General features: G+C 67.3%; 19 protein-coding genes and 1 pseudogene. 8 read left to right on the plus strand and 12 right to left on the minus strand.

What is annotated here, in order from left to right; all coding sequences use genetic code 11:
- Positions 1-39: 39 nt before the first annotated feature.
- The 3 genes from nudE to ACSX1C_RS04125 all read right to left on the minus strand — a co-directional run bounded on the left by nudE (position 40) and on the right by ACSX1C_RS04125 (position 2,986).
- The gene (gene nudE / locus ACSX1C_RS04115) at positions 40-588 is read right to left on the minus strand and encodes an ADP compounds hydrolase NudE (RefSeq protein ID WP_439888360.1); all 549 of its coding nucleotides are present in this window, start codon (positions 586-588) and stop codon (positions 40-42) included.
- Positions 589-684: 96 nt separating this feature from the next.
- Positions 685-1,815, minus strand: coding sequence for a helix-turn-helix transcriptional regulator (locus tag ACSX1C_RS04120; protein ID WP_439888361.1), 1,131 nt, complete (start codon positions 1,813-1,815; stop codon positions 685-687).
- A gap of 127 nt (positions 1,816-1,942) precedes the next feature.
- Positions 1,943-2,986, minus strand: a complete 1,044-nt coding sequence (locus ACSX1C_RS04125) for a Rieske 2Fe-2S domain-containing protein (RefSeq protein ID WP_439888362.1) — start codon at positions 2,984-2,986, stop codon at positions 1,943-1,945.
- Positions 2,987-3,169: 183 nt separating this feature from the next.
- On the opposite strand from ACSX1C_RS04125, the gene ACSX1C_RS04130 reads away from it, so the two are divergent.
- From ACSX1C_RS04130 to ribB, 3 genes are read left to right on the plus strand one after another with little or no spacing between them, the layout of a single operon-like run.
- A complete protein-coding gene (locus ACSX1C_RS04130; RefSeq protein ID WP_439888363.1) occupies positions 3,170-4,003 on the plus strand; it encodes an SDR family NAD(P)-dependent oxidoreductase in 834 nt (277 codons plus the stop codon).
- Positions 3,990-4,925 carry an alpha/beta hydrolase gene (locus ACSX1C_RS04135; protein ID WP_439888364.1) on the plus strand — a complete coding sequence of 312 codons (936 nt, stop codon included), beginning with the start codon at positions 3,990-3,992 and terminating at the stop codon, positions 4,923-4,925. The genes ACSX1C_RS04130 and ACSX1C_RS04135 overlap by 14 nt, the downstream gene beginning before the upstream one ends.
- Before the next feature lies 1 nt (position 4,926).
- Complete coding sequence (gene ribB, locus ACSX1C_RS04140; protein ID WP_439888365.1) at positions 4,927-6,027, plus strand: 3,4-dihydroxy-2-butanone-4-phosphate synthase; 1,101 nt, start codon at positions 4,927-4,929, stop codon at positions 6,025-6,027.
- A gap of 178 nt (positions 6,028-6,205) precedes the next feature.
- Here ribB and surE read toward each other — a convergent pair whose 3' ends face one another.
- The 3 genes from surE to ACSX1C_RS04155 form a co-directional block, all read right to left on the minus strand.
- On the minus strand, positions 6,206-7,198 hold the full coding sequence (gene surE, locus ACSX1C_RS04145; RefSeq protein WP_439888366.1) for a 5'/3'-nucleotidase SurE: 993 nt from the start codon (positions 7,196-7,198) through the stop codon (positions 6,206-6,208).
- A 222-nt stretch (positions 7,199-7,420) separates the two neighbouring features.
- The gene (locus tag ACSX1C_RS04150) at positions 7,421-8,803 is read right to left on the minus strand and encodes a DUF1329 domain-containing protein (protein WP_439888367.1); all 1,383 of its coding nucleotides are present in this window, start codon (positions 8,801-8,803) and stop codon (positions 7,421-7,423) included.
- Between the two features lie 23 nt (positions 8,804-8,826).
- Positions 8,827-10,458, minus strand: a complete 1,632-nt coding sequence (locus ACSX1C_RS04155) for a DUF1302 domain-containing protein (protein ID WP_439888368.1) — start codon at positions 10,456-10,458, stop codon at positions 8,827-8,829.
- A gap of 263 nt (positions 10,459-10,721) precedes the next feature.
- Between ACSX1C_RS04155 and ACSX1C_RS04160 the strand changes: the two genes are divergently transcribed.
- From ACSX1C_RS04160 to ACSX1C_RS04170, 3 genes and pseudogenes are all read left to right on the plus strand, one after another.
- The gene (locus ACSX1C_RS04160; RefSeq protein ID WP_439888369.1) at positions 10,722-12,464 is read left to right on the plus strand and encodes an FAD-dependent oxidoreductase; all 1,743 of its coding nucleotides are present in this window, start codon (positions 10,722-10,724) and stop codon (positions 12,462-12,464) included.
- 28 nt (positions 12,465-12,492) lie between these two features.
- Positions 12,493-13,371 (plus strand): SDR family NAD(P)-dependent oxidoreductase, encoded by an 879-nt coding sequence (locus tag ACSX1C_RS04165; RefSeq protein ID WP_439888370.1) that lies wholly within the window; start codon positions 12,493-12,495, stop codon positions 13,369-13,371.
- Positions 13,372-13,457: 86 nt separating this feature from the next.
- Positions 13,458-14,432 (plus strand): annotated as a pseudogene (locus ACSX1C_RS04170) (IS1595 family transposase).
- 54 nt (positions 14,433-14,486) lie between these two features.
- On the opposite strand, the gene ACSX1C_RS04175 reads toward ACSX1C_RS04170, so the two are convergent.
- The 6 genes from ACSX1C_RS04175 to ACSX1C_RS04200 all read right to left on the minus strand — a co-directional run bounded on the left by ACSX1C_RS04175 (position 14,487) and on the right by ACSX1C_RS04200 (position 21,122).
- Entirely contained in the window at positions 14,487-16,061 is a 1,575-nt protein-coding gene (locus ACSX1C_RS04175; protein WP_439888371.1) for a FadD3 family acyl-CoA ligase, read from the minus strand.
- A gap of 74 nt (positions 16,062-16,135) precedes the next feature.
- On the minus strand, positions 16,136-16,879 hold the full coding sequence (locus ACSX1C_RS04180) for an SDR family NAD(P)-dependent oxidoreductase (protein ID WP_439888372.1): 744 nt from the start codon (positions 16,877-16,879) through the stop codon (positions 16,136-16,138).
- 189 nt (positions 16,880-17,068) lie between these two features.
- On the minus strand, positions 17,069-18,163 hold the full coding sequence (locus ACSX1C_RS04185) for a 2Fe-2S iron-sulfur cluster-binding protein (protein ID WP_439888373.1): 1,095 nt from the start codon (positions 18,161-18,163) through the stop codon (positions 17,069-17,071).
- Positions 18,164-18,176: 13 nt separating this feature from the next.
- Entirely contained in the window at positions 18,177-18,932 is a 756-nt protein-coding gene (locus ACSX1C_RS04190; RefSeq protein WP_439888374.1) for a glucose 1-dehydrogenase, read from the minus strand.
- A complete protein-coding gene (locus ACSX1C_RS04195) occupies positions 18,920-20,599 on the minus strand; it encodes an FAD-binding protein (RefSeq protein WP_439888375.1) in 1,680 nt (559 codons plus the stop codon). Before ACSX1C_RS04195 ends, ACSX1C_RS04190 begins: the two co-directional genes overlap by 13 nt.
- Positions 20,600-20,609: 10 nt before the next feature.
- Entirely contained in the window at positions 20,610-21,122 is a 513-nt protein-coding gene (locus ACSX1C_RS04200) for a flavin reductase family protein (RefSeq protein WP_439888376.1), read from the minus strand.
- 430 nt (positions 21,123-21,552) lie between these two features.
- Here ACSX1C_RS04200 and ACSX1C_RS04205 point away from each other — a divergent pair, with 430 nt between their 5' ends.
- Both ACSX1C_RS04205 and ACSX1C_RS04210 read left to right on the plus strand, forming a co-directional pair.
- Positions 21,553-22,737, plus strand: coding sequence for a flavin-dependent monooxygenase (locus ACSX1C_RS04205; protein ID WP_439888377.1), 1,185 nt, complete (start codon positions 21,553-21,555; stop codon positions 22,735-22,737).
- Positions 22,738-22,953: 216 nt separating this feature from the next.
- The gene (locus ACSX1C_RS04210) at positions 22,954-24,072 is read left to right on the plus strand and encodes an LLM class flavin-dependent oxidoreductase (RefSeq protein ID WP_439888378.1); all 1,119 of its coding nucleotides are present in this window, start codon (positions 22,954-22,956) and stop codon (positions 24,070-24,072) included.
- The last annotated feature ends 632 nt before the right edge of the window (positions 24,073-24,704 follow it).

Here is a 24,704-nt window from a genome sequence, read left to right on the forward strand (position 1 = left end):
GGGTGCGGCACGGGCGATCAGTGGTCGGCAGCTGGCGCCTTAGCCGCGTCGCGCCAGGGCGCTCAGGGCCATAAACAACGCGGCGATGGCGCGGGCCTCGTGCAGTTCGCCGCAGGCCACCAGCTCGCCGATCTGGCTCAGCGGCAGGCGGATCAGGTCCAGCGGCTCGGGTTCGTCGCCGGGCAGGTAACTGGGACTCAGCTGTTCGGCGAGGACCACCTGACAGCTATGGCACAGGTGGCCGGGGGCCAGGGTCAGTTCGCCCAGTTCGGTCAGGCGATCGGCGCGCAGGCCGACTTCTTCTATCAGTTCGCGCTGGGCCGCCTGCAGGAAACTCTCGTGCGGCTCGGCGCCGCCCTTGGGCAGGCCGAGCACCTGGCGTTCCACACCCACCGCGTACTCACGCACCAGCAGCACGTGCTCGGGATCGGGCAGGGCCACCAGCATCACCGAGCGATAGCCGGTGCCGCGCAGGCGTTCGTAGACCCGTTGCTGGCCGTTGCTGAATTGCAGGTGCAGGGCCTCGATCTGGAAGTAGCCGCTCTCGGCCAGCAGTTCGGTTTTCAGGATGGTCGGACAGCTTCGCATGGCATGGCCCCCTGCGCCTGGGGATGGAGTCTCGATGGAGGCACTGTGCGCGTCGGCAGCCGCCCCGCCATCGTCCATGCGGACTACGGACGGGGCTTAGCCGAGGGTCGCCACGCTGCGCAGGATCAGCCGCACCAGCATGGTCTGGCGGGTCACCCCGGTCTTCGAGAAGGTCGAGCGCAGGTGCGCGCGCGCGGTGTTGCGGCTGATGCCCAGTTCTTCCGAGGCTTCGTCGAGGGTCAGGCCGTTGGCCAGCAGCAGGGCCAGCTGGGTCTCGGCCGGGGTGAGGTCGAACAGCGCGCGGACGATTTCCTGGGGGGCGCTGGACTGCTGTTCCGGGTCGCTGATGAAAATCACCACCGCCGGGCACTGCTTGCCCTCGCTCCAGGCCGCCAGCGGCACCGAGCGCACTATGATGCCCAGGTCCGCACGGCCGGACGGGCGCTGCACGCGCAGGGCCTCGACCACCGAGGGACTGCCGCTCTTCTGCGACAGCAACGACTGCTTGAGCAGGCGGCGGAACTCCTGGGTGTCGCGGGCGGTGCCGACCTGCAGGCCGTCGTTGACCAGCTTGAGACCGTCCTTGTCCTGCAGCAGCTGGTCGGCGATCTGATTGGTCTGCAGCACCTTGCCGGTCTCGTCGAGGATGATGGTGCCCACCGCCATCTGGTCCACCGCGCCGGCATAGAGGTCGCGCTCGGTCTCGATGCGGTTGAGGCGCATATGGATCTCTATCGAGCGCTCCAGGTGCGGGATGAACTGCGCCAGCAGGGCCTTGTCGGTGTCGTCGAAGGGCGGTGCGGTGCGGCTGCGGCTGATGCGGATGCGGCACTGCGCGCCGTCGCCAGTGTTGATGTCGGCGCCGAGGATGTGGAAGACGTCCACCGGCTCGAGGAAGCTTTTGTAGAACTCGGAATTCTGCCAGGCGTCGTCGGAGAGGAATTCCGCATTGGTCACGACCTGGCGATTGGGCAGGTCGACGAAGGGGTCGAGGGCGAAGAAGTGACGGTTGTAGGACGCCGTGGCCTCGGCCGAGGTGCCGGTGGTGTTGACCATCAGGCCGGCGTCGTGCTGGCTCGGCGGGCGCAGGATGAAGGTGACGTACTTGCTGTCCAGGTGCAGGTTGAGCTGGTTGAGGAAGCTGGCCCAGGGAATAGTCTCCAACGGTCCCTGATAGAGATTGCCGAGCAACTCGCTGAACGTCTCGAGGCTGAGAGTGCGTGCCATAGCCATAGGGGTACCGTTGTTATTTTTATGCAGTGTCGGCCCCCGAGCATAAACGGCGTCTTCCGTCGAACGCAACGCGCGGGCTAGAGGGGGCGGCTGGCGGCAGGCGCAGCCGCCAACCTCGGGTTCAGGCCGGCTCCGGGCTGCGTACGGAGAACACCTTGCGTTCGCCGAGTTCGGCCGGCAGCGCGGCGACGTCGTGGTAGAACTGCTGGTACCACTTGCGCAGCTGGTAGACCGGACCGTCGCCGTCGCACAGCAGCGGGTTGTCGACCCGGGTCTTGCTGTGCCAGATCGCCACGTCCTCGTAGAAGGCTTCTTGCGCCTGCTGCACGTAGGCCTTGGCCATGGCGCTGTTCTGCTCGTCGCTGAGCCCGGGGATCTTCTTCACCAGCACGCCGTAGCGCAGGGTGAAGCTGTTGAGGTCGATCGGCACATGGCAGTTGAGCAGGATCGAGTGGATGGGCTGGCCATCCATCTCGCCGGTCATCTGGGTGATCTGGTAGGCCGGACCGAAGTAGGTGGCCACCGTGCTCAGCTCGCTGTCGCCGGACAGCCGTTCGCTGCGCGCACGCATGATCTGGGTCGCCGTATGGCCCTCGAAGACGTTGCTGAATGCCTCGACCGGGGCGCCGTGCACCGTGCCGAAGTGCGCCATGTCGGCGACGTTGTCGATCAGCTCGCGGCAGTTGGTCGCGATCTGCAGCTCGGCCACCTCCCAGTTGGCCCAGTCGTCGCTGAAACACTCGGCGATCCGCGGGATGCGCTGCGCGGCGATCGGCGGGTTGCCCTCGGGATCGTTCCAGATGAACAGCAGCTGGTTCTCTTCGAGCAGCGGCCAGCTCTTGATTTTGGCCCGTGGCGGGATGCGCTTGGCGTAGGGGATGTCGTCGCACACGCCGTCGGCGCCCCAGCGCCAGGCATGGAAGGGACAGCGCAGCGAGTTGCCCTCGACGCAGCCCTGGCTGAGGTCGGCGCCCATGTGCGGGCAGTAGCCGTCGAGCACGCGCAGCTCGCCGTCCTCGCCCTGGAAGGCCACCAGACGGGTGCCGAACACGTCCAGGCGGTGGGCCTTGCCGTCGCGGTACTGCGCGGCCAGGCCGAGGCAATGCCAGCCGCGGGCGTAACGGTCTTCCAGGGGGCGCGTTTCGATGCGATGCAGGGTGCTCATCTTGTTGTTCTCCGCAGATGGGGCTGATTGGGCCGGCGCAGGTTCAGGCAAACCCGGGGCAGCGCTGATGCACGCTCTGGATTCTGCAATGCCTGTGGTTGAGGGCATCGTCTGAATGGACGATGGCCGCTGCGGTCTGGACGGCTCTACTGGTTGCGCTACCACTATCAGCAGGAGCCGAGCATGAGCAGTGAACAGGGCCGCGTGGCGGTGATTACCGGGGCGGCCAGCGGCATCGGCCGCGGCCTGGTCGAATATGCTGCGGGGCAGGGGTTGCGCCTGGTGCTCAGCGATGTCGACGCGCCGCGCCTGCGGGCGCTGTGCGCCGAGTTGCAGGGCCGGGGCGCCGAGGCGTTAGCCTGCGTCGCCGATGTCGCCGACCCGGCCCAGGTCGAGGGCCTGCGCGACCTCGCGGTCGCACGCTACGGCGGTGTCGACCTGCTGTTCAACAACGCGGGGGTGATGCAGACCGGGCACTGCTGGGAGATCAGCACGGCGCAGTGGCAGCGCATGCTCGGGGTCAACCTGCAGGGGGTGATCAACGGCATCCGCAGCTTCGTGCCGTTGCTGCTCGCGCAGGGCCGCCCGGCCCATGTGGTCAACACCGCCTCGCTCGCCGGGCTGGTCAGCAGCCCGCTGATGGCACCCTACACCGTGACCAAGCAGGCGGTGGTGGCGCTCTCCGAAACCCTGCATTACGAGCTCGCCATGCTCGGCGCCCAGGTCGGCGTCTCGGTGCTCTGCCCGGGGCCGGTGACCAGCGCGATAATGGATTCCAACTGCATCACCGGCGCCGCCGATGCGCAGCTCGACGCGCTGCTCGGCAGCAGTATCCGCGAGGGCATGAGCCCGCAGGCGCTGGCCGAACTGGTGTTCGCCGCGGTGGAGGAGAAGCGCTTCTGGATCCTCCCACACAAGTTCTTCAAACCGGCGCTGCAGAGCCGCCTGCAAAGCATCCTCGACGAGACCAACCCGATATTCCAGATGGCCCAGGAGGACTCCCATGCCGCTCGATAAGCAGATCGCCGCCGTCCTTTCCCAGTTCAGCGGCCAGCCGCAACCCGACTTCAGCCGGCTCGACGCGGCCAGCTACCGCCAGGTCGTCGACCATATGATGCCGCCGCTGCCCGGCGCCGAGATGGCCGAGGTGCGCGCGCTGCGCGTGGCCGGCGCGGCCGGCCCACTGGAGGCGCGCCTGTACCGGCCGAGCGCAGAGAGCAACCTGCCGCTGCTGGTGTTCTTCCATGGCGGCGGCTTTGCCTTCGGCACCCTGGATACCCACGACAACCTGTGCCGCAGCCTGGCTGCGTTGACTGACGCCGCGGTGGTGTCGGTGGCCTATCGGCTGGCCCCAGAATGCAAGTTTCCGGTGGCGCCGCTGGACTGCTACCAGGCCACTCGCGATCTGTGCGAGCGCGCCGCCGAGCTGGGTGTGGACGCCTCGCGCCTGGCCCTGGCCGGCGACAGCGCCGGCGCCAACCTGGCGCTGGCGGTCAGCCGCCTGGCGGCCGAGCAGGGCGGGCCGCGCATCGCCTACCAGTGCCTGTTCTACCCGGTCACCGATGGGCGCTGCGCCTCGGCCTCCTATGCGGCGTTCGCCGAGGGCTACTTCCTCACTCGCGAGCAGATGCACTGGTGCTGGCGTCAGTACCTGCCCACGCCGGAGCAGGCGGTCGACCCGCTGGCCTCGCCGCTGCTGGCCGAGGACCTGGAGCGGCTGCCTCCGACCACCCTGCTGACCGCCGAGTTCGACCCGCTGCGCGACGAGGGCGAGGCCTTCGCCGAGCGTCTGCGCCAGGCCGGGGTGAGCGTGCGGGCCAAGCGCTGCGCGGGGATGATCCACGGCTTCGTCAGCCTGGCGCCCTTCGTCGAGCAGGGCGCCGAAGCCCTGGCCACCGCCGCCGCCGATCTGCGTGCGGCGCTGAATCGAGAGTCTTAACATGCAATTGAACGCAATTCAGGAGCTGCTCGAAGCGCTGCGCCACGGCGAGATGGTGGTGCTGACCGATGACGAGATGCAGACCGAAGGTATGCTGATCATGGCCGCCGAACAGGTTGACGCCGAGGCGATCAACTTCATGGCCATGCAGGCCCGCGGCCTGATCGCCCTGGCGCTCACCGAGGAGCGTTGCCGGACACTCGGTCTCGGTCTGATGGTGCCGCATTCGCGGGCGCCCAACGGCCAGGGTTTCACCGTGTCGATCGAGGCCGCGCAGGGCGTCAGTACCGGAATTTCCGCGGCCGACCGGGCGCGTTCTGTGCAGGTCGCGGTCGATCCGGCCAGTCGGCCCAGCGATCTGGTGCAGCCCGGGCATATCTTCCCGATCCAGGCGCAGTCGGGCGGGGTGATGAACCGCGCCGGTCCGGCCGAGGCGGCGTGCGATCTGACCCGCCTGGCCGGTCTGTTGCCGGCCGCCACCCTGGTCAGCATCCTCGACGAGACCGGCGAGATGGCCCAGGGCGAGACGCTGTGGCAATTCGCCCAGCAGCACGGCCTGAAGATCGGCAGCATCGCCGAGCTGATCCACTACCGCATCCTCCACGAGGGTTGCATCCAGCATTCCGGGGAGTATCCGCTGCATACCCGGCATGGCGAGTTTCGCGTGTTGACCTATCAGGACAGCTATCAGGGGCAGTTGCATTTGGCTCTGGTCAAGGGCCGGGGCGAGCGCCAGCGCCCCACCCTGGTACGGGTGCAAGCGGTCGAGACCCTGCGCGACGCCCTGGGCTGCGAGTCCGAGAGCGGTCCGGCGCAATGGAACCTGGACCGGGCTCTGGCGCACGTGGCCGCTGAGGGTTGCGGTGTGGTGGTGCTGTTGGCTCAGCGCGAGACCCCGGACGCGCTGCTCGAGCAGTTGCGCCAGCGCAGCGCCGGCGAGCCGCGGCCACCGCAGTTCGCCCAGCGCACCCTGGGCATAGGGGCGCAGATACTGCGCGATCTGGATGTGCGCAAGATGCGCCTGCTGAGTTCACCGGTGCCCTACAAGGCGGTCGCCGGCTTCGAGCTGGAGGTGGTGGAGTTCGTCTCCTTTCAGCAGTAGCGTCGCGTGGCTGGCAGAGACGGGTGGCGAGCGCTGCGCAGGGAAACCCTGCTGTTGGGAATACGACGCTACGCGACTAGCCATGCCCTGACCCAACAGGCTCTTGGGTGAATACAGAAGGCCCTGCCGCAACCCGGCAGGGCCTTCTGACTTTCCAGTGCATCAACTCATGACGAAGTTATGGGGTCAGGCCCTTAAGCATCTTCTTGGTTTGCTTCAGCAGGGCCCCGGGGGCGGTCATATTGCCGTCGATCACGGTGATCACCGCCTTGCCGGCGAACAGCTGGTAGGCATCGGCCTGCTGCTGCTCGGCGCTAGGCATCGGCGGCGGCACCAGATTGACCCGTACCACGCCATCGGCCCCGCGCTGGCTCTGGAAGACGACCATGCCCCAGTCGCCGATCGGCGCATAGGCCACGCCTTTCACCTCGCCGGCTTCCAGGGCCGGGTAGTTGAGGTTCAGCCCCGTGGTGCCGGGCAAGCCGAGTACGTTCAGCGCGCAGAACGGCTTGGCCCTGCCATGGCTCTTGTCACACTGCTGTTTGGCCTTGGCGCCCTCGGCGCTGGCTTTTTCTATCACCTTGACGGTGAAGTTGGCGGTGTCGTCCAGGGCGTTGAGGGTCTTCAGGTAGCCGGCCTGGCGGTCGCGCATGATCAGTTCCAGGTCGATGGCGGTGGACACCGCGATCGCCGGCACGCCTTTGAACATGGCGCGTACGGCGGCATTGACCGTGCCGGACATCTGCGTCAGGGGGCCGACGTTGTCGCCGAAGTTGCTGCCGGACACCACCAGATCCGGCGGATTGTCCTTGAGCAGCAGGTCGAGGCCGACGTTGACCGCGTCCACCGGGGTGCCGATGGCGCCGTTCTTGCCATGTTCGGGCACATGGTCGGCGGGGGCGCCGATGCAGTACTTGCCGGCGGCCAGCTCGGTCACGGCCAGGGCCTGGCCGGGGCTGACCACGCTGGCCGCGCCTATGCCGCTGTTGTCCTTGTCCGGTGCCACCAGGGTGACCTGGTGGCCGGCGGCGACCAGAGCCTGGTGGACGGCGGCGATGCCCGGGGCGCGGCAACCGTCGTCGTTGGTCAGCAGTATGTTCAGGGCGCTGGCCGGCTGGGCCAGAGTGATGGCAGCCGCGGCCAGGGAAGTGGCGAGCAGGGTTCTTCTCATTGTTGTTATCTCCACGGGGTTGAGGCGAAGGGCAAAAGGCCCATCAGACTGGCGAGCGACTGTGACAGTGGCTCGACAGTGATGGGCGCGGGTCGAACGGTCTCGCTGTCGACCGCCAGGCGAGGCCGCTCAATATCGGGGCGTGATAGGCAGCAGCGCCTGGGGCCGGCGCTGCGCGTCATAGCGGCCAGGCCGGCGCCGGGGCGCCAGCCTGGCCCAGGGCTAACGGGTTCCCAGCTTACGCAGGTTGCCCGGGGTGAAGTCGCTCTCGGTGAAGCTGCTGGCGTTGAGCAGGGCCGGTTGCTGATCGACCAGCAGGCGGTCGACCATGTAGGAGCCGGCGATCAGGTCGTGGTACATGCCCAGGCGGGCGTGGTAGCGCTGCATATCGTAGGCGTAGATCGAGGCCTGCATGTTGGTGCGCCAGAACTGGCCACGGCTGTCGTAGTTGTCGGCCAGGGTCGCGGCCCAGGTGTCCTCGTCGAGGTAGAGCACGCGCTTGGCATAGATGTGCCGGCTGTTGGGCTTGAGCGTGGCCTCCAGGACCCAGACCCGGTGCTTCTCGTAGCGCATGTAGTCGGGGTTGAGGTGGCCGGCGGTAGACAGCAGTTGCTCGGTGCTCACGCTGGGGTCGTCGAGCCTGTAGTTGTGGTAGGGGATATACAGCTCCTTCTTGCCGAGGATCTTCCACTCGTAGCGGTCCGGGGCGCCGTTGAACAGGCGGTCCTCGTCGTACACACGGAATCCGCCGGCGCCGGTGGGCGAGTCGTAGCCCACCGTGGGCGCACGGCGCACCCGGCGCTGGCCCGGGGCGTACTGCCAAGCCTGGCGGGGGCTGGCTACCGGGTTGATAAACTCGTGGCCCACCACCATCTCGCCCTTCTTGCGCACCGGTTCCAGGGTGGTCAGCAGGAAGTGGGTGAACATGCCATCGACCGTATCCAGGTTGTTGTTCGGGTCGGACCAGACCGAGAAGATCTTGTAGTTGACCTTCTCGAACACCTTGTTGCCGTCGGCGTAGTTCACCGCCTGCAGGTAGGTGGCCTCTTCCTTGGCAGCGCGGCCCTGCATGGTGTGGTTGAGCATCAGCTCGCTGCCGTTCTGCGGGATCGGGAAAGGCGAGGCGCCGAAGGCGTTGGCCGCCGCGTTGCCGTCGTCGATCAGCTCGGCGTTGAGCGCGTTGTGCTTGATGTACTCCTCGGTCTTCTGGTCGTAGCGGAAGTCGCGATGGCTGGGGTAGACCGGGATCCTGAAGGTGCTCGGGTAGCGTTTGAGCAACGCTTGCTGGCCGTCGCTGAGGTTGTCGGCGTACTGCGCCATGTTTTGCGCGGTGATGACGAACAGTGGCTGCTCGTCGGCGTAGGGGTCGGGGTAGGCCGCGCCCGGGCCGGCGAACTGGACGTGGGGCGGCGCGCCGCGCCATTTGCCGGACCAGGCGGGGATGCTGCCGTCGGCGTTGCCGGCCTTCTCGGCGCCCAGGGGCGTCAGGTCCTGGCCCAGGCGTGCGGCCTGTTCCGGGGTGACCTTGGCCTGGGCGGCCAGGCTGGCACCGAGCAGGGTAACGGCCAGGGCCGTGCGCAGCAGGTTGGGGGTGCTTCTAGTCATGCTGGGTTCCTCCGTCAGAGGCGTCAGAAACGGTACTTGAAGTTGAGCGCGAGGTTGTCGCGGTCCGCCAGGGGCGAGTTCTTGGCGTTGCCCAGGTAGGCGTTGTATCGCGCCTCCACGGTGAAGTTGCCGAGATAGCGCCAGGTGGTGCCGACGCTCATGCGATCGTCGCCCTCGCCCGAGTTGATCGAGCCGAGCAGCGAGCTGTCGCGTTGCGCCGCGGTGCTGTAGGTGACCGGCACCGACATGTCCCAACCGCTGAACACGTTGTTGTAGTCAAACGTCGCCTGCACGGTATAGCCCCAGGCGTCGCGGTCCTTGAACAGGGTGTCGGAGCGTGGGCTGTCCAGCGGCCCTATGCCTGGGATGAACACCGTGAAGGCTTCGGCCCGGTCGTGGCTGAGCACGTTGTTGTAGACCAGCTCGCCGACCAGGGTGGTGTTGTCCGCCCAGGCCGTCGGGCCCAGTACATGGATCATCGACACCTGCGCCTGCAGGGTCTTGGCCCGCACCGCGTGGGGCGGCAAGGGGATGTCGATGGGGAAGCCGAAGCCGCTGAAGGTGGTGGTGGTGTCGACCAGCACCGGCTGGCCGTCGCGGTAGCTTACTTCGCCGGACAGGCTGGTGTCGCCGAGCACGGTGGCGAAGCTGGCGCCGTACTGGTCGATGTCGTCGAAGTAGCGCGCCCGGTAGCTGCCGAAGTCGCTGAGGAAGTCCAGGGTCGGGGTCTTGTCGTGATAGCGCGAGTAGTAGAGGCCGAACTCGGTGCTGTTCAGCGACTCGGCGGTATAGGTCAGGGCCACGCCATACTGGCCGCTGTCGCTCGGCTTGTCGTCCTTCAGGCGACGGAGGAAACCGGTGGAATCGTTGAAGCCGCCTTCGTCGATCAGGTCGGTGGTGGAGAAGTAGCTGCCGACGCCGAACAATTCGGTCTTCTGCCACTCGTACTGGTAGTAGGCCTGCAGATCGAGGCTGTCGGTCAGGCTGAACTGGGCGAACAGCTGGCCGACCGGCAGCAGGATCTCCTTGACCTCGACCCCCGGGGTGGTCGCCTTGGTCGCGTCCACCGGGCTCTGCGCCGAGGAGATGCCCTGGTAGAACAGGCTCTCGCCCCAGCTCACCACCTGGTCACCGAGGCGCAGGTTGAGGTTGTGTCCGCCTATGTCCCAACTGCCGTAGAAGTAGGAGTCGAGCAGGCGCAGGTCTTCGCGGTGCTGGTCGATGGTCTCCCGGGAGAAGCGATCGGGGCGCGAGCACTGGCCGCCGGCGAAGCAGTTGGAGCTGCCGCTGTCGTTGTCGTTGCCCTGGTCGTAGACCCTGTCGTAGAAGCCGGCGGCGCGGACGAACAGGCCGTAGTCGTCTCGCCACCTGAAGTCGGCCTCGGTAAGGAAACCGAGGCGGTTGTTGATCAGGCTGCCCTTGTCGAAGGCGTTGTCGCCGTCGTTGCCATCGGCATCGGCGGTGAGCCGGCGATCCCTCCCCTCGGTGCGCCAGGCCAGGCTGTAGCTCAGGGTGGTGTCCCAGTCGATGCGCAGCTCGTCGCTGGGCTGAAAGGACAGGGCGCTGGCCTGGTTGGCCAGGCCGCCGACCAGCAGCGCCAGGCCGAGGCGGATGGCGCTGCACAGCGGTTGCGGGGCGATTGTTGTTCTTATCATGTCGTCCTCTTACGGAGTCGGGGCTACCCGACCTTCACTTCAGTTTTAGGGGGGAGCTGGGGTGACTATGGGGTCACAGCCGAAGGCCCAACATCGTCCAAGCGGACTAACCCATTTGACTCGCCTCGGCGCCTGAGAATGGTAGTCCCATCGGACGATGCCCCGTCTCCCGGCGGCTGCGAACAATTGTCGGCATGACCGTCTGCTCCTGGGCGCCGCGGCGGTCCCAATCCGGTTCTTCGGGCCCCGGGCGGAGATGAGCGATGAACGAAGACAAGATCTACTGGGACGAGTGCTGCGACGTGCTGGTGGTCGGCTCCGGCGCTGGGGCCATGACCGCCGCGCTGCGCGCCCACGACCTGGGCCTGGACGTGCTGTTGATTGAGAAGAGCGCGCAGTACGGCGGTACCTCGGCGGTGTCCGGCGGCGGCATCTGGATTCCCAATAACCACCGGATCGCCGCCCTGGGCGGCAGCGACTCGGTCGAGGAGGGCATTCGCTATATCCGCGCGGTGACCCAGGGGGAAATCGACGATGGGCGCATTGAGGCCTATGTCGAGCACGGCCGCGCCATGGTCGAGTACCTCGAGGCCCACAGCCGGGTGCGCTTCGAGGCGCAGCCGCGCTATGCCGATTACTACCCCGAGGTCGAGGGTGGCAAGCCGGGGTACCGTTCCATGGACCCGTTGCCCTTCGACGCCGCCGAGTTGGGCGAGGAGTTCCTGCGCATGCGCCCGCCGTCGCCCGGCACCCTAATGCTCGGGCGCATGGCCATGACCATGCAGGAGGCCCAGGTGCTGCTATGTCGCGGCCCAGGCTGGCTCGGCCTGACCGCCAAGCTGATGTGGCGCTACTGGCGCGACTGGCGGGGCCGTCGGCTGTCGCGCCGCGACCGTTTCCTGACCCTAGGCAATGCGCTGATCGGCGCCCTGCGCGCCTCGCTGTGCGACCGCGGCGTGCCGCTGTGGCTGAACTGCGCTCTGCAGGAGTTGATAGTCGCCGACGGCCGGGTGGGCGGCGTGCTGGCCAGCCGCGAGGGGCAGCCGCTGCGGATCAAGGCGCGCCATGGGGTGGTGCTGGCCGCCGGCGGTTTCGAGCGCAACCAGGCGATGCGCGAGCAGCATCTGCCGCAGCCGTCCCAGGCCGCCTGGAGCGCCACGCCGCCGCACAACACCGGCGATGCGTTGCGCGCGGGCCAGGCCATAGGCGCGGCCACCGCGCTGCTGGAGCACAGCTGGTGGGCGCCGACCGTGCACGTGGCGGGTGAAGAGAAGCAGCGCGCGCTGTTCGTCGAGCGCACCCTGCCCGGCTGCATCCTGGTCGACTCGGCCGGCCAGCGCTTCGTCAACGAGGCGGCGCCCTACACCGATATCGTCTACGCCATGTACGCGCACAACCGCGAGGGCGCGACCAGCGTGCCCTGCTGGATGGTCTTCGACGCCGAATTCCGCCGCAAATACCCCTGCGGCGCGCTGCTGCCCGGCTATGCCCAGCCGGACTGGCAGGTGCCCAAGCACCTGCGCGGCTACTACCACAAGGCCGCTAGCCTGGAGGCCCTGGCCGCGCAGATCGGCGTCGACCCGACGGGCCTGGCGCATAGCGTGGCACGCTTCAACCCCATGGCGATTGCCGGCGTCGACGAGGATTTCCACAAGGGCGAGTCGGCCTTCGATCGCTACTACGGCGACCCCAACATGCGGCCCAACCCCTGCCTGGCGCCGCTGAGCAAGGGCCCCTATTACGCGGTGCGCATCGACGCCGGCGACATAGGCACCAAGGGCGGCCTGCTCACCGACACGCAAGCGCGGGTACTGCATGTGGACGGCCAGCCCATCGCCGGCCTCTATGCCATAGGCAACTGCGCCGCCTCGATGATGGGCCGCACCTACCCGGGTGCCGGCTCGACCCTGGGCCCGGCCATGGTCTTCGGCTTTCGGGCGGCCGAGCATATTCGTACCCAGGCCCAGCCGGCCGGTGCGCGCCACGCCGCGGCATTGGCGCAATAAGACGCGGCACCTTAGATAGGAGATCCCCATGAGAGACGCATCCAACCCAGTGGCAGTGGTCACCGGCGCCAGTCGTGGTGTCGGCCGGGGCATCGCCCTGGCCCTCGGCGCCGCCGGCATGACCGTGTATGTCACCGGTCGCGCCCCGGACCAGGCCGGTTCGCGCCTCTATGGCCAGGCGCTGAATGGTTCCCTGGCGGACTGTGCCGAGGCCATCACCCGTGCCGGGGGCCGTGGCATCGCGGTGAACTGCGACCATGCCGAGGATGCCCAGGTGCAGGCGCTGTTCGCCCGGGTCGCGGAAGAGTGCGGGCGCCTGGACCTGCTGGTGAACAACGCCGCCGCCATCCACGAGCAACTGATCGAGCCGGGGCCCTTCTGGGCCAAGCCCCTGGAACTGGTGGACATCCTCGAGGTCGGCCTGCGCTCGGCCTATGTCGCCAGCTATCATGCCGCGCCGCTGCTGCTCAAGGCCGGCCGCGGGCTGATCGCCTTCACCTCCTCGTTCGGCGCCGGCTGCTATATGCACGGTCCGGCCTACGGCGCGCAGAAGGCCGGGGTCGACAAGCTGGCGGCGGACATGGCCATCGACTTCGAGGGCACTGAGGTGGCTGCTGTGTCGCTGTGGCTGGGGCCGCAACTGACCGAACGCACCCGCCTGGCCGGCGAGCAGCACGGCGAGCAGTACCAGGCGTTTCTGGCCCAGGCCGAGACCCCCGAGTTCAATGGCCGGGTGATCCATGCGCTGCTGGGCGACCCGGAGTTGCCGAGCTACAGCGGGCAGACCCTGGTGACCGCCGAGATCGCCCCGCGCTACGGCATCAGCGAGGCGGCAGGCCGCCAGCCGCCGTCCTACCGGGAGATGCTCGGCGCGCCGCGGCTGCAGCACCCGGCGCGGGTGATCTGAAACCGGCAATAAAAAGGCTATGTCCCAATGATGTGTTGCAAGAACTAATCTGAAAGGCAGGCATCCGCTCGGGAGGTCTGCCCATCATGGGCACTCAAGCCTTTCACCACTGGCTGGCTCAACTAGGCCAGCTCAGCCCCCAGCAGAAATCCACGCTTCATCAAGCCCCGCAAAGCCCGCCCACAACAGCGGTGCTTGATGACCTGCCGGCGCTGCAGAGTTGCCCGCATTGCCAGGCCGCTGCCAGATACCTCGCGCCCTGGGGATGGTCGCGTGGTCTGCGCCGCTATCGCTGCCGTAGCTGCCGACGGACGTGTACCGCGTTGTCGGCAACCGGCCTTGCCCGCCTGCACTACCCCGAGCGCTGGAAAGACTATGCCCAGGCACTGATTAATGGGCTGAGCGTGCGCAAGGCTGCCAAGGCGTGCGGCATCAGTAAGAACACCAGTAAGAACACCGCGTTTCTCTGGAGGCACCGTTTCCTGGCGGCAGCCGCCGAGCATCACGCCACCCATGAGACCGGGATTGTCGAAGTGGATGAAACGTTCTTTCTGGAGTCATTCAAAGGTCAGCGACGCTTACCGCGGCCGCCGCGTAAACGGGGCGGGGTCAGCGTGACCCGCGGCACGGGGAAAGACCAAATCCCGGTGATGGTGGTGCGCGACCGGGAGGGGCATACCGCTGACTTCACACTGGCCAAGCTCGATGCTGTGCATGTACGCAAAGCGCTGGCGCCGCTGATCGATCAGGAGTCCGTGCTGTGCACTGACGGAGCGGCGGTCTATGCCAGTTTCGCCCGGGTGCAGGGCATCACCCATTAGGTCGTGCATGCTCGCCCCGGCCAGCGCGTACGCCAGGGCGCCTTCCATATCCAGAACGACAATGCCTACCACAGTCGACTGAAGAACTGGATGACCCGCTTTCATGGCGTGGCCACCCGCTACCTCCCGAACTATCTGGGCTGGCGCCGTATGCTGGAGCGCTATCAGCACGGCATTCGGCCGGTTCACTGCATCCAGGAGGCGGTAGGACGAACCATGCAACACGCTATTGGGACATAGCCTAAAAAAACGGGCCTCAGGGCCCGTTCTTAGTTGGCGCTAGAGCGGCTTGGCTCAAGCACCATGCGCCGCCCACTCGCGCAGCTGCTGCTTGGTCACCTTGCCGGCGGCGTTCAGTGGCAGCGCCTCGACCACTTGCAGGCGGCGCGGCACCTTGTAGTTGGCCATCTGTTCGCGGCACCAGGCCAGCACCTCGTCCTGCGCGATGCGCTGGCCGGGCGCCGGTTGCAGGAAGGCCATGGCCACCTCGCCGAGGCGCTCGTCGGCGATGCCGATCACCGCGACCTGGGCCAGCCCGGGGTATTTCAGCAGGCACTGCTCGATCTCCGCCGGGTAGACGTTGAAGCCGCCGGTGATGAACATGTCCTTGAGCCGGTCGGTGATGCGCAGGTAACCCTGGGCGTCGAGTACGCCGATATCGCCGGTGTGCAGCCAGCCGTCGGCGTCCAGGGCCTCGGCGCTGGCCTGGGGGTCGTTGAAGTAGCCGCGCATCAGGTTGTAGCCGCGCACCAGCACCTCGCCGGGCTCGCCCGGCGGCAGGCGGCGGCCCTCGCCGTCCACGCAGCACAGCTCGACGCCGGGCATGGCCCGGCCGCTGCTGTTGGCGACCAGTTCCGCCGCATCGCCGGGTCGGCAGATGCTGGCGAAGCCACAGGCCTCGGTGAGGCCGTAGGCGGTGACTATGGTCGCGAAGCCCAGTTCGTCGCGCATGCGCTGGATCATCTGCACCGGAATCGCCGCGGCGCCGGTCACCGCCACCCGCAGCGAGGACAGGTCGTACTGGCTGCGTTCGGGGTAGGCCAGCAGCGACTGATAGAGGGTCGGCGGCCCCGGCAGCACGTTGATCCGCTCGCGGGCCACGCAGGCCATCAGCTGTTTGACGTCGAACACCTGCTGCGGGTAGATGCAGCAGCCGCGCATCAGCGCCGCCAGCCAGCCGGCCTTGTAACCGAAGGAGTGAAAGAACGGATTGACTATCAGGTAGCGCTCACCCTGACGCAGGCCGACCACCGCGCTCCAGTCGCGCACCACCCGCAGGTTCTGTCCGTGCTCGCTCATCACCCCCTTGGGCCGGCCGGTGGTGCCGGAGGTGAACAGCAGGTCAGACAGCGACTGCGACGTGACCGCCACCTGACGGCGCGCCAGCACGGCGGCCGGGACATTGCGGCCGAGGGCGAGAAACTCGGCCCAGTCCAGGCAATCCGCCGCGCTGCCGCGCAGGCAGACGATCTTGCGCAGCGCCGGCAAGTGCTCGGCGTCCAGCTGACGTGGGTAGTCGACGCCGAGGAACTCGCCTATTGAGAACAGCAGGCTGGCGCCGCTCTCGCGCAGGACGAAACCGGCCTCGCTGCCTTTCATCCGCGTATTCAGTGGCACCAGCACCGCGCCGACGCTGTGCAGGGCGCTGGCGGCGACTATCCATTCCCAGATGTTCGGTGCCCAGATCGCCACCCGCTCGCCGGCCTGGATCTCCAGGGCGAGCAGGGCAAAGGCGGCCTGCTGGCGCAACCGGTCGAGTTCGCGGTAGCCGATGAGCCGGCCGCCGTCGACGATGGCCGGGCTGTCGCCAAAGGCCTGGGCGGCATTGGCCAGCAGTTGCGGAATGGTGGTGGATTCGACGGGCGACATGGCACCTCCTCGGGCAGAGGATCAGGGCAAAGGGGCAGCGGGCCGGGCAGGGCGTCCGGCCCGCGGAGGCGGGCTTACTGCGGCGGAGCGAAACGCCGGCCGGCGGAGAAACCGCCATCCACCGCGATCATCTGGCCGCTGACGAAGCTGGCCTCGTCCGAGGCGAGGAACAGCGCAACGTTGGCCACTTCCTCCGGTTGCCCGGCGCGGCACAGCATGTGCTGCGAGGCGAAGTAGGCATGGAAGGCTTGATTGTCGCGGACCATGGAGGTCATCGGCGTATCGATCAGCCCGGGGCACAGGCCGTTGACGCGGATATTGGCATGGCCGTAGTCGATGGCCATGGAGCGGGTCAGCTGGTTGATGCCGCCCTTGGCCACGTTGTAGGCGACGTTGTTGTCGCAGCCCTGCAGGCCGAAGATCGAGCCGATATGGATGATCGAGCCGCTGCGCTGGGCCTGCATCGGTGCCAGGGCGTACTTGCTGGTGAGCATGCTGCCGGTCAGGTTGATGTCCAGCACCCGTTGCCAGTTGGCCGTGCTGGTGGCGGTAATGCTGCCCTGGTCGGCGATGCCGGCGGCATTGACCAGCACATCCAGGCGGCCGAAGCGGCCGACTATCTCGCTCATCAGCTGCTCGACCTGCGCCTCGTCACGCACGTCCAGGGTCATGAACAGACCGGGAAACTCCGCCGGCGCGGCACCGATATCCAGCCCCACCACCTGTGCGCCTTCCTCGGCGAAGCGCCGGGCACAGGCCAGGCCGATACCCGAAGCGGCACCAGTAACCACCGCCACCTTGTTCTGCAATCGTGCCATTACGCACCTCGTTTTATTGTTGTGAGTAGGTTCTTCGTGCGGAGTCTAACCACAGCGCGGCCGCCGGTGATCGTCCATTGAGACTAAGCCTGGGGCAGGTCATGGGTGACAGGCCGTTGCCCGTTGTGGCGGGCGCAGAAAAAACCCGGCCTGAGCCGGGGAAAAGGAGCTAACACTTGGCGCACGCACTCAGTCGGGGAACTTCACCCGCAACCGCGCGCTGCCCGGCCGGCTCTGGCAGGCCAGGGTCCAGCCCGCGGCCAGCTCCTGGGCGCTGAGCGCGTCGTTGCGCGCCAGCCGGGTTTCGCCTTCCTCGACCCGGCACATGCAGGCGCCGCAGAAGCCTTCCTCGCACGAGGAGGGCACCGCCAGACCGGCCGCCTTGCAGCTCTGCAACAGGGTGTCGCCGGGTTGGTAGGGGATCTCGTGGGGCTGGCCATCCAGCTCCACGGTCAGGCTTGCGCAGCTCGAATCGAGGCTGGCCGCGCGCGCCTCGGCCTGCTGCGCCTGCAGCTGGTCTGGATCGGGCGGCGAGACGAAACGCTCGACATGGATGCGCGCCGGCGCTTCGCCGAGCGCCAGCAGCGCGCCTTCCACCGTGTCCATGAAGGGCCCGGGGCCGCAGATGAAGAACTCGGCGCCGGCATGGCCGCGCACCAGCTGGCGCACCTCGGCAGCGGTCAGAAAGCCCTGCAGCGAGTCCAGCACATGCACCACCTGCAGGCGTTCGCCGTTAGCCTTGGCCAATTGGCGCAGTTCGTCCTTGAAGATCACCGAGGCTTCGTCGCGGTTGGCGTAGATCAGCTTGATCCGTCGCTGGGTGGTATGCAGCGCCGACTTGAGGATGGAGAACACCGGAGTGATGCCCGAGCCGCCGCCGAACAGCACGAGGTCGTGGTCAGCGGCGGCCAGCTGGCTTTCGTTCAAACAGAAAAGACCGGCCGGCGGCAGCACCTCCAGCCAGTCGCCGGCCTGCACCTCTTGGTTCATCCAGTTGGACACCCGGCCGTCGGCGACCCGTTTGATGGTGACCTTGGGCAGGGCGTCGCAGTGCGGCGAGCTGGCCATGGAGTAGCAGCGGGTCAGCAGCTTGCCCTGGTAGTGCACGCGGAAGCTGAGGAACTGCCCCGGCTTGTAGGCGAAGCGTTCGCGCAGCTCGGCGGGCACCCGCAGCACCAGCGAGCGGGCGTCGGCCGTTTCCTCTATCACCTCGGCCACCTGCAGGCGGTAGCTGCCGGTCACAGGCTGCTCGGCCGGGGTCAGGCGCAGCTGCTGGGTGCCCATATTCACCTCCGCTTTACAGGCCGCTGATCAGCTGGGCGTTGTCCACCCGCAGCTCGCTGCCGTTGATGAACCGCGACTCGTCCGAGGCGAGGAACAGCACCAGGTTGGCGATATCGCGCGGCGCGCACATGCGGTTCAGCGGGTCCTGGTCCAGGGTCTCCTGGGGAATCGGCTGGCCGCCGGTCAGCGCCTGGGTCATCGGCGTGTTGATGCCGTCCGGGTGCACGCTGTTGCAGCGGATGCGATAACCCTGCTGCTTGCAGTGCAGGGCTACGGAACGGGTCATGGCCGCCACCGCGCCCTTGGACGCCGAGTAGGCGCAGAACATCGGCATGCCGCCCAGGGCCGCCACCGAGGACATGTTGATGATCGAGCCGCCGCCGCTGTCCTTCATCGCCTGCACGCCGTACTTGCAGCCGAGGAAGTAGCCCTCGCCATTGATCCGCTGGACCTTCTGCCACAGCTCCACGCTGGTGTCCTCGATGCTGCCGAGGGCGAGGATGGCGGCGTTGTTGACCAGCACGTCGAGGCGGCCGAAGCGCTCCAGGGTGGCCTTGATCACCTGCTGCCAGTCCGCCTCGCTGGCGATGTCCTGGCGGATAAACAGGGCGTTGTCGCCGATCTCGGCGGCGACCTGGCGGCCGGCTTCCTCGTTGAGGTCGGTGAGCACCACCTTGGCGCCTTCGCTGGCCAGCAGCAGGGCGTCCTCGCGGCCGACGCCGCTGGCGGCGCCGGTGATGATGCAGACCTTGCCTTCTACTCGTTGCATTGTTGTTCTCCTGATCGGGCAGTTGCGGGTTGAATCTGGGTGGCCAGGTGGGCCGCGGCGCGACGGCCGGAATACACGCAGTCGGCCAGGGACAGGCCGGACACATAGAGGTTGGAGGCGATGCCCACGGCATTGCGTCCGGCGCTGTACAGCCCGGCGATGGGCGCGCCCGAGTCGTTCAGCACCCGGCCGCTGCCTTCGCAGACCCGTAGGCCGCCGAGGGTGAGGGTCGGGCAGGGGAACAGGCGACTGGCGAAGGACAGGTCGAGGGCATACCAGGGGCCTTGCTCCAGCGAGGCGAGCATGGCCGACGATTTGCCGAAGGCATCGGCCGTCTCGCCGCGGGCGGAGCTGTTGTAGTCGGCCAGGGCCCGTTCCAGATTGGCTACCGGCAGGCCGCAGCGTTCGGCCAGGGCCGCCGGGCTGGCCCCACGCTTGGCGTTGCACAGCAGGTTGAGCAGCACCGGCAGGCGCTGGAACTGCCAGACCTTGCCCGGCCCGACCTGGCGCAGCGCCTCGCGCACCAGGGCCTTATTGAGGATGAGGATGGCGCGGCCGGCCTGTTCCTCGACCATGGCGTGGCCGAGGGTGGCGCCGTAGACCTCTTCGTTGCAGTAACGCTGGCCGCTGCCGTTGACTATCAGGCCGCGGGCCCAGGCCAGCGGCGGGTTGATGAAACGCCAGGCGCTGACCTTGTCCATCCGCGCCAGGGCACCGCCGGCGCTCTGGCCGAGGCGGATGCCGCTGCCGTCGCAACCCGTGGTGCCCAGCGGCAGGCCGGCCAGGTAGTGTGGCGCATGCTGGCGCAGCAGGGCGCGGTTGAAGATGAAACCGCCGGCGCTCAGCAGCACGCCGCGCTCGCCGCGAATCAGCCGGCGCTCGGCGTGGTTCAGCTCGATCTGGCGCAGTCGCGCGCGCAGGCGGTCGGCCAGGGGCGGGGCGTACATATGGATGGCCGTGGCCCAGCGGCTCAGGCGTGCGTGGCGGCGCGCGGCACGACTGCCGGGCGGCAGTTGCCAGGCCTCGACGCCGAGCACCTCGTCGCCGGGGCCGAGGACCAGGCGGCGCACCTCGCACTGCTGTCGCAGGCGCACGCCGCGGCTGAGGGCGGCGTTTTTCAGGGCGGCGAACAGGCTGGCGCCGGACATCCCCGGGCCCTTGGTCCGGTGCCCGCGCGGCGCCGGCGCGGCCTGGGCGGCATAGGCCGGCACCGCCTCGTTGCCGGAGTAATAGAGGTAGTACTGGTCGCTGGGGTAGGAGGTCTTGTGCGGCGGCACGCTGGCCTCGAAGGCGACGCCCTGGCGCTCCAGCCAGGCCAGCTGCGCGCAGCTACGTTCGCAGAAGTCGCGCAGGGTCGCGGCGGATACCGCCTCGCCGACCTCCTGGCGCAGGTAGGCGACCATCGCCGCGACGCTGTCGCTGTAACCGGCCTGGCGCTGGTAGGGGGTGCCGCCGCCGGCATACACCACGCCGCCGCTGATCGCGGTGGCGCCGCCGCCGGCGAAGCGCTCCAGGGCCAGCACCGACAGGCCGCGGTCGCTCGCCTCGATGGCCGCGCAGACTCCGGCGCCGCCGAAGCCGACCACCAGCAACTCGGCGCACTCGTCCCAGCTGAGCGCCTCGGCAGCGCTCACCCGCAGGGGCGCAAGCGCCTCTGTCGCCGTCATGCCGCGCGCCTCAACCGGCCACCGCGAGGGTCGGCGCCGGCGCGGTGGTGGTGTAGCCGCCATCCAGGTAGACCAGCGGGCTGATTTCGGCGCCGTTGTGAATCTGCTGGATACGGCCGATGAAGATGCTGTGGGTGCCGTAGCTGAACTTGCCGTCCTGGCGGCAGAGGATGGCCGACTGGGCATCGCCCAGGTAGGGAATGCCGTCCTCGCTGCTCAGCCAGTTGCCGCGCTGGAAGCGCGCTTCGCCCTTGACCGGGCCGCTGCACAGCTGCGACAGCTCTTCCTGTTCGAGGCCGAGGATGTTCACGCAGAAGTCCGCGCCGGCGTCCAGCACCCCGTGCAGCGAGGCGGTCTTGTTGACGCAGATCAGCAGCGACGGCGGCTCGGTGGACAGCGAGTCGACCGCGGTGGCGGACATGGCGAATCGCTCGCTGCCGTTGCTGGTGGTGATGATGGTCACCGACTTGGCCAGGCGGCGCATGGCCTGGAGCATCTCGGCTTTCAGATTGACTGGGTTCATCGCACGGCCCTCTCGTTGTGCATGGGGGTGTGATGGATTCTTGCAACGGCCTCAGCAGCCAACATCGTCCGAGGGGACTAGCAGACCGTTGAAAAACTACCTGCGTTGCCGATACGGCGTTGAAAACAGGCTCAGAATGCTCATTTACCGCTCGTAAACTCCGCTTCCTCGCCTGTTTTTGCCTTGTCTCGGCTGCCTCGCCAACGTTTTTCAACGGCCTGCTAGTCGAGCCGCCGCGGCCATTCGCCTGACCTGCGCCGCCAGACAGGCGCTGATTGGCGTCGCGCCGGCATATGGTCCGTTTGAGGGATGTTGGCTTGTTGCGCCGTTGCTTGAATGCCCGCGTAGGGTGGGCCGCCGCTGCATCGGGCGCTCCGCCACCGCTGAACGCGCGCCCCGGCGGACGGGGCGAACAGAGGAGAACAACAAGATGCTCGACCAAGAGCTGATTCGCCAGCGTCTGATCCAACGTGCCCGCGAGCTGGTGCCGGTGCTGCGCGAGCGCGCGCCGCAGGCCGCCGCCCTCGGCCAGTTGCCGGAGGAGACCATCCGCGATTTCCAGGAGGCCGGTTTCTTCCGCATCCTCCAGCCGGCGCGCTGGGAAGGCTACGAGCTGGAGCCCAAGGACTTCTTCGAGGTGCAGATGACGCTCGCCGAGGGCTGCATGTCCTCGGCCTGGGTGCTCGGCGTGGTGGCCATCCACAATTGGCAGCTGGCGCTGTTCGACGACCGCGCCGCGCAGGACGTCTGGGGCCAGGACTCCAGCGTGCTGATCTCCTCCTCCTATATGCCGGTGGGCAAGGTCGAGCGCGGTGAGGGTGGTTTCCGCCTGAGCGGCCGCTGGGGCTTCTCCTCCGGCAGCAAGCACTGCGACTGGGTGTTCCTCGGCGCCCTGGTGCCGCCGGCCGAGGCGGGCGGGGCGCCGGACTACCGCACCTTCCTGGTGCCGCGCGGCGATTACCAGATACTCGACAACTGGAACGTCATGGGCCTGGAGGCCACCGGTTCCCACGACATTCTGGTGGAAGACGCCCTGGTGCCCGAGTACCGCACCCACCGCGCCCTGGACGGTTTCATGCAGGACAGCCCGGGCAATGCGGTCAATGCGGCGCCGCTGTTCCGCCTGCCGTTCGGGCAGATCTTCGTGCGCGCCGTGTCGTCCTCGGCGATCGGCGCGCTGCAGGGCGCGGTGGACCAGTTCGTCGCGCACAACCGTGCGCGGGTCGGGGTCAACGACGGGCGCAAGATGGTCCAGGACCCGGCGGCGCAGAGCGCCCTGGCGGGCGCCATGGTCTGCGTCGACGAGTGCAAGACGGTGCTCTACCGCAACTTCGAGCTGATGCTGCAACGGGCCCGGGAGGGCGCGCCGCTGGCGATGAGCGAACGGGTGAAGATGCGCTACGACTCGGCCCTGGTCGCCGACAAGTGCGCCCGGGCGGTGGGCGAGCTGATGTTCAACAGCGGCGCCTCGACCATCTTCCGCAGCCATGCGATCAACCGCGCCTTCCGCGACATCCACACCGGCCGCGCCCACGTCGCCAACAGCCCGGCCAAGTACGCCTGGAACCTCGGCGGGGTGAGCATGGGCCAGGACAGCAGCGACTTCTTCCTCTGAGCCACGATCGCCACCGGGAAACCTGTCTCCCGGTGGCGCCATGCGCCCGCCTCGTGCGGGCGTTGGCGTTTACCGCCAAGCACCGATCGGCGTGGCCTTGCGCCCATTGCGAGTAGTCTGTTTGGGGGATTCCGCACCCCCTTCGATCCTCGACCATGGGCGCAAGGCCTCGGGATTCCCAGGCCCACTCGAATCCAGAACAAGAAGGGCTAGCGAATGAAATTCTCCCTGATCTATGAGGCACAGACAGTCGACTCCAGCCGCGCAGGCGACCGCAAGATTTTCGACGACACGGTGGAGCAGGCGGTGCTGGCCGATAAGCTCGGCTTCGACACCTTCTGGTGCGTCGAGCACACCGCGCTGAGCAACTACTCGCACATGTCCGCCCCGGAGACCATGCTGGCCTTCGTCGCCGGCAAGACCGAGCGCATCGGCATCGGCCACGGCGTGGTGTGCCTGCCGCCGGCGATGAATCACCCGGTCAAGGTGGCCGAGCGCATCGCCACCCTCGACCTGTTGTCCAAGGGCCGCGTGCACTTCGGTGTCGGCAAGGGCGGCACCCAGCAGGAGGCCGGCACCTTCGGCTACGACCTGGCGACCCTGCAGCCGCAGATCGACGAGGCCATGTACCTGATCCCGAAGATGTTCGTGCAGGACGAGATCGAGCACCACGGCGACTTCGTGCAGATTCCCCTGCGGCCTATCCACCCCAAGCCCTACCAGGACCCACACCCGCCGATGTACCTGGCCTGCACCAACACCGAGTCGCTCAAGCGCGCCGGTGAGCGTGGCATGGGTGCCCTGGTGCTGGGCTTCGGTGGCCCGGAGGAGATCGCCAAGAAGGTCGCGGTGTACCACGAGGCTTGGGACTCGCGTGACGCGAAGGATCAGGTCGGTTTCCGCCCCAACCGGCATATCGCCGCGCTGTGCCCGGCCATCGTCCTCGACGACAACCAGCAGGCGCGGCAGATCGGCATCCGCGGCCAGCGCTACTTCATGGAGTCGTTGTCCTACTGGTACGCCGGCGGCGAGCGCCCGGACCCGGAGAAGTGGAAGGACGATACCTTCGTCGACGGCAACGGCCAGGCGGTGATCAAGTCGCGTTTCGCCTCGGAAGAGGTGACGGTGGACTTCTCCGACCCGACCATGTCGATGATGAACCCCAACCACGCCTACGGTACGGTCGAGGACTGCATCGGCTACGTGCAGCGCCTGATCGACGCCGGCGCCGACGAGATACTGTTCATCTGCCAGATGGGCACGGTGCCGCAGTGGGCGCAGCTGGAAACCCTGAAGAACATCGGCGAGAAGGTGATTCCTTACTTCCGCAAGTAACAGGTCTAGCAGCCTGTTGAAATTCACGGTTATGACTGCGATCACTGCTTCTGGCGGCAGCGGTCGCGGCTGTATACGCCCCGATCAGGTTGTCAACTAAGGGATGGTCTGAAATAGCCACGTGTTTCTGGCCGAGCTCAGCACCTGCGGATTTTCAAAAGCAGCCAGTCGGCCCAGAACGCCCAGATCATCCGCTGTTCCTGTGTTTTTTGGCCGTAGCGAGTACCGCGCGGCGGCCATTTCCCGCGTTACAGACGCACCTCGCTTGCGCCGACGTGCCATCCACAGATTCGACAGGCCAAATAGCGTTACCAGTTGTGCGGTGTTCTTCACCAGTCCACGACGCCCAGCGAACGGCAGGCCTAAATATGGCTGTAGCCTTGATCCAGTACCAAGGCCGCTGCCTCTCGCTTGAACTCGGCGGAAAACGTACGTCGTTGCTTGCCCATCAGACACCTCTTTCACGGCGAGGATTTTCGCCTAAATCGGTGTCCGGGGTCAGTAGACCACTACAGGCATTGCAAACCTCAGCCCGGCGAATGATCCAGTTCATGCAGGCCATCAGCGAAGAGCTGGATCAGCAGCGGGAGCTGATCGCTCGCATTCCGACGGGGTGAGCTGCTGCTCGCGGA

The sequence above is a fragment of the Pseudomonas sp. MBLB4123 genome, assembly GCF_051904775.1.
In the GTDB taxonomy this organism is placed as follows: Bacteria; Pseudomonadota; Gammaproteobacteria; order Pseudomonadales; family Pseudomonadaceae; genus Aquipseudomonas; species Aquipseudomonas benzenivorans_B.

What these genes read in the sequence shown, in the direction of transcription:
- ACSX1C_RS04120 (WP_439888361.1), bottom strand. Translation starts at nt 1,815, where the DNA reads ATGGCACGCACTCTCAGCCTCGAGACGTTCAGCGAGTTGCTCGGCAAT.
- ACSX1C_RS04185 (WP_439888373.1), bottom strand. Translation starts at nt 18,163, where the DNA reads ATGGGCACCCAGCAGCTGCGCCTGACCCCGGCCGAGCAGCCTGTGACC.
- ACSX1C_RS04210 (WP_439888378.1), top strand. Translation starts at nt 22,954, where the DNA reads ATGAAATTCTCCCTGATCTATGAGGCACAGACAGTCGACTCCAGCCGC.
- ACSX1C_RS04165 (WP_439888370.1), top strand. Translation starts at nt 12,493, where the DNA reads ATGAGAGACGCATCCAACCCAGTGGCAGTGGTCACCGGCGCCAGTCGT.
- ACSX1C_RS04155 (WP_439888368.1), bottom strand. Translation starts at nt 10,458, where the DNA reads ATGATAAGAACAACAATCGCCCCGCAACCGCTGTGCAGCGCCATCCGC.
- surE (WP_439888366.1), bottom strand. Translation starts at nt 7,198, where the DNA reads ATGAGAAGAACCCTGCTCGCCACTTCCCTGGCCGCGGCTGCCATCACT.
- ACSX1C_RS04160 (WP_439888369.1), top strand. Translation starts at nt 10,722, where the DNA reads ATGAACGAAGACAAGATCTACTGGGACGAGTGCTGCGACGTGCTGGTG.
- nudE (WP_439888360.1), bottom strand. Translation starts at nt 588, where the DNA reads ATGCGAAGCTGTCCGACCATCCTGAAAACCGAACTGCTGGCCGAGAGC.
- ACSX1C_RS04150 (WP_439888367.1), bottom strand. Translation starts at nt 8,803, where the DNA reads ATGACTAGAAGCACCCCCAACCTGCTGCGCACGGCCCTGGCCGTTACC.
- ACSX1C_RS04175 (WP_439888371.1), bottom strand. Translation starts at nt 16,061, where the DNA reads ATGTCGCCCGTCGAATCCACCACCATTCCGCAACTGCTGGCCAATGCC.
- ACSX1C_RS04190 (WP_439888374.1), bottom strand. Translation starts at nt 18,932, where the DNA reads ATGCAACGAGTAGAAGGCAAGGTCTGCATCATCACCGGCGCCGCCAGC.
- ACSX1C_RS04195 (WP_439888375.1), bottom strand. Translation starts at nt 20,599, where the DNA reads ATGACGGCGACAGAGGCGCTTGCGCCCCTGCGGGTGAGCGCTGCCGAG.
- ACSX1C_RS04130 (WP_439888363.1), top strand. Translation starts at nt 3,170, where the DNA reads ATGAGCAGTGAACAGGGCCGCGTGGCGGTGATTACCGGGGCGGCCAGC.
- ACSX1C_RS04135 (WP_439888364.1), top strand. Translation starts at nt 3,990, where the DNA reads ATGCCGCTCGATAAGCAGATCGCCGCCGTCCTTTCCCAGTTCAGCGGC.
- ACSX1C_RS04180 (WP_439888372.1), bottom strand. Translation starts at nt 16,879, where the DNA reads ATGGCACGATTGCAGAACAAGGTGGCGGTGGTTACTGGTGCCGCTTCG.
- ACSX1C_RS04125 (WP_439888362.1), bottom strand. Translation starts at nt 2,986, where the DNA reads ATGAGCACCCTGCATCGCATCGAAACGCGCCCCCTGGAAGACCGTTAC.
- ACSX1C_RS04200 (WP_439888376.1), bottom strand. Translation starts at nt 21,122, where the DNA reads ATGAACCCAGTCAATCTGAAAGCCGAGATGCTCCAGGCCATGCGCCGC.
- ribB (WP_439888365.1), top strand. Translation starts at nt 4,927, where the DNA reads ATGCAATTGAACGCAATTCAGGAGCTGCTCGAAGCGCTGCGCCACGGC.
- ACSX1C_RS04205 (WP_439888377.1), top strand. Translation starts at nt 21,553, where the DNA reads ATGCTCGACCAAGAGCTGATTCGCCAGCGTCTGATCCAACGTGCCCGC.